This is a genomic window from Mycoplasmopsis felifaucium ATCC 43428, from assembly GCF_000687775.1.
Classification (GTDB): Bacteria; Bacillota_I; Bacilli_A; order Mycoplasmatales; family Metamycoplasmataceae; genus Mycoplasmopsis; species Mycoplasmopsis felifaucium.
In genome coordinates, this window is record NZ_JHXS01000023.1 from 1 (window position 1) to 6,629 (window position 6,629).

At 27.0% G+C, this 6,629-nt stretch carries 4 protein-coding genes and 1 pseudogene; 2 read left to right on the plus strand and 3 right to left on the minus strand.

Annotation, left to right across the window (positions count from 1 at the left end):
• Positions 1 to 220, minus strand: a 220-nt coding sequence (locus T390_RS03875; RefSeq protein ID WP_036436245.1) for a hypothetical protein, incomplete at its 3' end; no start/stop codon positions are given.
• A gap of 286 nt (positions 221 to 506) precedes the next feature.
• Here T390_RS03875 and T390_RS0103305 point away from each other — a divergent pair.
• Positions 507 to 1,739 carry a trigger factor-related chaperone gene (locus tag T390_RS0103305; RefSeq protein ID WP_027335070.1) on the plus strand — a complete coding sequence of 411 codons (1,233 nt, stop codon included), beginning with the start codon at positions 507 to 509 and terminating at the stop codon, positions 1,737 to 1,739.
• A gap of 22 nt (positions 1,740 to 1,761) precedes the next feature.
• Complete coding sequence (locus T390_RS0103310; protein WP_027335071.1) at positions 1,762 to 3,378, plus strand: ABC-F family ATP-binding cassette domain-containing protein; 1,617 nt, start codon at positions 1,762 to 1,764, stop codon at positions 3,376 to 3,378.
• Positions 3,379 to 3,499: 121 nt separating this feature from the next.
• Here the strand turns inward: T390_RS0103310 and T390_RS0103315 are convergent, their stop codons facing one another.
• Both T390_RS0103315 and T390_RS04180 read right to left on the minus strand, forming a co-directional pair.
• The gene (locus tag T390_RS0103315) at positions 3,500 to 6,091 is read right to left on the minus strand and encodes a GumC domain-containing protein (protein WP_027335072.1); all 2,592 of its coding nucleotides are present in this window, start codon (positions 6,089 to 6,091) and stop codon (positions 3,500 to 3,502) included.
• A gap of 331 nt (positions 6,092 to 6,422) precedes the next feature.
• A pseudogene (locus T390_RS04180) lies at positions 6,423 to 6,629 on the minus strand (IS30 family transposase); the annotation flags it as partial.

Sequence of the window (6,629 nt, forward strand, 5' to 3'; positions counted from 1 at the left end):
GATTACTTAATCGTTCAACTAAATCTAAATTAGCTTGATTAGTTTGATCAATTAATTCAGCTTCTTGGATCAATTGTTTTAATTGTTCTCTAGCTGTATCAATACCACTATTCTTTTGATTTCTCATAAGAGCCGCAATTGTTGTAGATGTAGCAGAAATCAATGCAACACCAGTTGCAATTGTTAATCCTGTAAGTACTTTTTTCTTATTTGTAGGCATAATTCTCCAATCTTTTTATTCGCTTATAAAAGCACATAAAAAATTAATATAACTTTTAAAGTATACAGAAATCATTCAAAAACAACACTATTTTTTTTTTTTTTTTTGTAAATGGTAAAAATTCCATAAATTTGTCAAAATAAAATTCTTTTTGCTATTTTTACAAATTTAATGAATTATTTAATTCTAAAAATGGCATTATTGTACATTCAAGTGCAAAGGCTTTATATTGCAAAAAATGATTTATGGGATATAATTTATTAATAAATTTTAAGGAGTAAATATAATGATTAATTTTAATTCAAAAAGTATCAATTTTTCAATCAGTATGAGTGATCTTGAAACTGAAAAAGCAAAATTATTAATCCAATTATGACAACAAAAGACTAATAGTGATAACAAAGTAAACAGTAATGAGATTGAAAATATAGCTAGAACTAACTTAATGAAAACTAATGTTGATATTTTTGTTACAGAAGTAAGAAAAGAAGCTGGCGAAAATATTTTTCTAATGCCTCCACACGTTAAAGTTTCTAAATATGATCAAAACGAAACGGTTTATACAATTGAACTTGTTTATTATTCATTTGAAGAATTCAAAAAAGTTAGATTAGATAATTTAAGTATTTCTTTTGAATATAAAGAACTTCCAATTCAATCTTTAGAAGAAACTTATAACAAGGTTGTAAATAACTATCCAATGTTAGTTCCTTCTGAAAAAGCCTGTGAAACAGGCGATTGCGTAAAAGTTGATGCTACTGTTGTTAAAGGTGATAAGGTAGTTTTAGATGATAAAAATAAAATCATTTATGCAGAAGGCACAAGCAAATTTACAGTTAATTCATTAGTAATTGGGCATAAGGCTGGTGAATATTTTGAAACTACAGCTCCGGATAGTGCATTAATTAAGATTAAAATTCACGAAATTCTTAAAACTACTCCAACTAACCTTACAGATGAAAATATCAAAGATATTAAACTTGAAAACATTAACACGTTAGAAGACTTAAAAAACAAAATTTATTCAGACGCAAGAAAAGAAAACGCTTCTAATCAATTACTTCAATATTATCAAAAGGCTTTCCAAGCAATTTCGCTTGCAAACAGCTTTGCATTACCTGATAATTATGTTGTTATTGATGCTGATGATATGATCCAAAAAGAAATTATGCAAATAGATCCTGCAAAAAGAGATGCTTTTGTTGAAAGTCTAAATAAAAATGATGAAACAGGAAAAGCAATCAAAAATCAATTATGACAAAGAGCGGTTAATTCATATTTCAATTATTTAATTGAAAACATTATTTACCACAATGGAAGTTTAAAAATTACTCCAGAAGAAATTAAAAACGAACAACTTTTCGCAAGAGATGTAATTGGATATTCATTGAATAATGAAGATCAAATGAAACAAGTTCAAATTGTTTTAATTCGTAAGAAAATTGCATTATATTTGCTCAAACAAAACAATAAAGATATATATGAAAAAATGTCAATCGATTTACAAATAAGTGCTTAAAACAGAGAAATAAGGAGAAAATATGGTTGAAGTTCAGAATCTAAGTAAAATTTTTAGTGATAAAAAACTTTTTGAAAATGTAACTTTAAAATTCACAGCAGGAAACACATACGGGATAATCGGTGCAAATGGAGCTGGCAAAAGTACGTTTTTAAAAATTTTAGCTGGTGAAGTTGAATCATCTGGTGGCCAAATAATTGTTGAGAAGAATCGTAGAATTAGTGTTTTAGGTCAAGATCATAACGCTTATGACGATTTAATTGTTACTGACGTAGTTATAATGGGTAATACCGATCTTTATAAAATTAAGGAAGAAAAGGATGCAATTTACGCTAATCCTGAAGCTACTGAAAAAGACTATGAAAGAGCCGGAGAATTAGAAATTGAATTCGGCGATTTAGGCGGATGAACAGCCGATAATGACGCACAAGAATTGCTTGCTGGTTTACAAATTCCTAAAGATAAATGATATTCGCCAATGAGCGAATTAACTGCTAATCAAAAAATTAAAGTTCTTTTAGCAAAAGCTTTATTCGGGAATCCAGATATTTTAATTATGGACGAGCCAACCAACCACCTTGACTTAAGAACTATTAAATGATTAGAAAACTTCCTTGCTGACTATCAAAATGTTGTTATAGTTGTATCTCACGATAGCGACTTCCTCGATAATGTATGTACTCATATAGTTGATATTGACTACAATGAAGCTAAAATGTATACTGGTAACTATACCTTCTGAAAAGAAAGTAGTGAACTTGCTAGAGAATTAATGAAACAAAGTAACGCCAAAAAAGAAGATCAAATTGAAAAACTTCAACAGTTTATTGCTCGTTTCAGTGCCAACGCTTCAAAAAGTAGACAAGCTACAAGTAGAAAAAAATTACTTGAAAAAATTACTCTTGATGAAATCAAACCTTCAAATAGAAAATATCCTTATATTAACTGAGAAATTAATCGAGAACAAGGTAAAGATATCTTAAGCATTGAAGATTTATCCTATGTAAATGAAAAGGGCGAAACTTTATTCGCTAATGTTTCATTTACATTATCTAAAGGCGAGAAAATGGTTTTAATAGGTGAAGACGATATCGCTAAAACTAAATTCTTAGAATGTTTGGCTGGTATCACTAAACCTACAAGTGGCGAAATTAAATGAGGTCAAACCATTAAAACTACTTATTACCCTAATGATAATAGTTCATATTTTAATGATAGTGATGAAACAATTATTGATTGGTTAAGCAAATGACCTTCATATAATTCAACTGAAGAAACTAAAGATAACTCAGACCAAAGAATGAGAAGTTTCTTGGGTAGAATGCTTTTCTCAAATGACACTGTATTTAAAAAAGTTAAGGTAACATCTGGTGGAGAAAAAGCTAGATTGATGTTTTCAAGAATGATGCTATTAGAAGCTAACTTCTTAATCCTAGATCAACCTTTAGACCACTTAGATGCTGAAAGTATCGATAGTGTTATATCAGGCTTAAAAGCATATAAAGGTGGGGCTATATTCACCACCTATAACCGTGCTTTAGTTAATCAAGTAGCTAATGTAATCTTAGAAATAGCTCCTGATAAAAGTTTTATTTACCACGGCACACTTGATGAATACGAAAAATATATGAATTACTAATTTTGAATCTATAGCCTTAGCTATGGATTTTTTAATGCATTAATGCTAAATTAAAATAAAAAGATATATTCAAATTTGAATATATCTAAAGTATTCAATAAGGATTATTTAATAATAATTATTAGTAATAATTTGTTCCTCTAAAAGGGGAATCTATTTTATTTTCAAAATTATTATATATAGTATTAAATCAACCAATATATTTGTCTAAATTCTTAACAGTAGCATTTTCTATACCACTTAATGGCTTATCTCCATGATTAATAAGAGATGAAAAACTATCAGTTGTAGTTATATAATTAATATAACTTTTGGCTAATTGGCTATATTCTGGTTCTGATTCTTTTGCTTTAATTTTTTCTATAAGTTCATTATATTTAGCTTTGAATTCATTGTATTTAGGTTCTAAAGTATTTTTAATATAAGCCTCAGTATCGCCTTTACATTTTTCAAACATTTGACTTAAATTAGAATAAAGATTTTTTAAACCTTCAATGTTGTATCAACTATTATATAAATTTCTTCTTAAGTATTTCAATGCTTGTTCAGGATCATCAGTATTAGGTCAAAAACTATTAAACTTATATCAAAGCGGTTCAAAGAATTTCGTGGTATCATCATTTAAATTTTTGAATCTTCAATCATTAACTTTCATAAATAATTCGATATCTTTTTGCAATTCAGCATTAAATAATTCTTTAACTTCATTTATTTTAGCTACATATTCTGTAAAAAATCTTTCCCCTTCAGTCTTAGTTTCCTGAAGTTTTTTAATACCATATTTATATTTATTATTATTGAAATCATTATAAAGTTTAAGGTAGTTATCTTTAGCATCTATGAAATGAGTATCAAAATAATTTTCATCAAAATCTCTTGCACGATTGTCATCTGGATATATTAATTCTCTAATTTCAGCTTGTCATTTTTGGAAATCATTATATAAAGCATTTTGGGCGTCATGAACAGTTTTAAATATATTATCTCTTTCAAGAGTATCTTTGTTTACAAAGCTTTTTGCTCTTTCATATGCATTAGTAATATCAACTAATAATGTTTGTGAATAATTAGAATTGTTATAGTCTGGAAGACTATTTAACTCATCATTAACTATGGAAATCAACTGAGTAATTCTTTCGTCTTCTCAATCATTATTGGTTCTAACTAATACCTCATAAATATATTGCAATCTTCGCTTATAGTCTAAATAGTTATTTAATGTCTCGCGTTTACGTCAATCTATTGAATTGTAATCACCTTGGAATTTTTGTCATGCTTTAAATAAGTTTTGTTCAGCAATTTTAAGTTGTTCAACATCAGAAGAGTTTAAGGCCTTTTTAGCTTCATTTAATGCCTCAATTAATGTTTCTTTATATTGTCGTCCATCTGGGTTATCCGCATATCCATCAAGATTTCTTTGAACCATTCTGATCTTATCGTCAAAATTATCTACCGCTTTAACTATTTCCTTAATATTTTCAAGTCTAGTGCCTAGATATTCAGTTAATTCATTAATAATATCTGGAGCAGTACCATTTTGTTTTGCTTCATTAGTTTTTTCAATAATTTGATTAATTTTATCAATTACATAAGCATATTTATTATCAACATTTTTATCACCGCTAATACTGTCTTTATACTCATCAAATGTAGAAAGCTTTGCATCTAATGCATTGATCGCATCATTAAGAGCCTGAATTCTAATGTTTGCATTTTCAATTCCTTTTACTATTTCATTTGTAGCACTCTTAATATCCTCCACCGGATCATATTTGCTTATTGTATCGGTGCCATAGTAAATATTTTTAAGGTAGTTAGCAATTTTAGAATAGTTAGATGTATTTTTAATTTCATTTCATTTCGCAACTAATTCTTTACGTTTAGCAATAAAAATTTTGTATGCTTCATTGTCTTGAACACTATTATTATTTTCGTTAATAATATTTGAAACTAAGTTTTGTAAATCTTCAGCAGATTTATCAAGGTTTTCGCTTGTATTATTTGAATTTTCTAATAACTCTTTAGCTTTATCTATTGCCTCTTGCAACGATTCTTTTGAAGATTTCTGATTTGGATTCTTTAAATTATTTGCTTCATTTTTAGCTTGATTAATAGCATTCATTAAATCTTTCACCGCATAAGCTTTATCTAAATTATTAGCAAGATTATTTAAAGCATTATTAATATCTTCATTATTACTATTTTCATCAAGTTTTTGTGCATTAGCAATAGCATCATTAAGTTTAGTAATTTCTCCTACTAAATCAGGATTAGATTTATTTGTACCCACAAATTTTTGAGCTCTAGCGATTTCATTTTTTAATTGATCTATTAAACTTACACCATTATCAGCAGTAGAAGCAGAAGATAATAAATCAAAAATTTTATCACTTAGATTATCAGAATTCTTAATAATATCTATTGAACTAGGATTATTACTTAAATCTTGTTTAGCTTGATTTATAGCGTTTTTTAAGTTTTCTAGTTGTGTAGTTAACTTATCATTATTTTTATATTTATTATATTGTGCTTCTGCTTTTTGCAATATAGAGCTTAATGATTGTTCTAAGTTTTGCAATAGTACATTATCATTTTTAGTATTACTATTTTTTCTACCGTTGGCCGATACGAATGAAATTAAGCTTGAAGCAGTTAAAATTGAGCTTGTTGCTATTACAGTTCCTGCTAGTATTTTTATTTTCTTTGAAGCCATTTTATCTCCTTATAATTTATATATAAATAAAGTATATTATTTTTTTTTTTGTTTTGACACAAAATCATAAAAAAATTCAAGCTTAAATGTAAAATAAATTATGTTTTAGATAAGCGTATTCTTATATACAATTAAGTTTTAAAAAATCCTTTAAAAATAATAAATATTCATTATAAAAGTGAGGTTCCAAAATTGAACCACACTCCCAGATTGTAATTTCAAAAGCTACAATCAAAATAAAGATATATCTTATTTACAAGGTATATCTTTTTTATATATTTTAAAAAACTTAAATAATAAAAAATCAAGATAGACATCTCAATTTTTATAATTAATCTATTAGCTTTTTAAAAAATTTGTTTCTATTAGCGTTGCTTGCGTGTCCTCGTTTTTGTCATCCGTATAAATTTTCATTTTCTGGCATTTCATTTCACGGGTTTTCTTGACTAAGTTTTGTGTAAACATCAATAGCAGATAAATAACCTAAAATCTCTCTAGGTCTATTATTAATTATGTTTTGTACATACAAAATATTTTC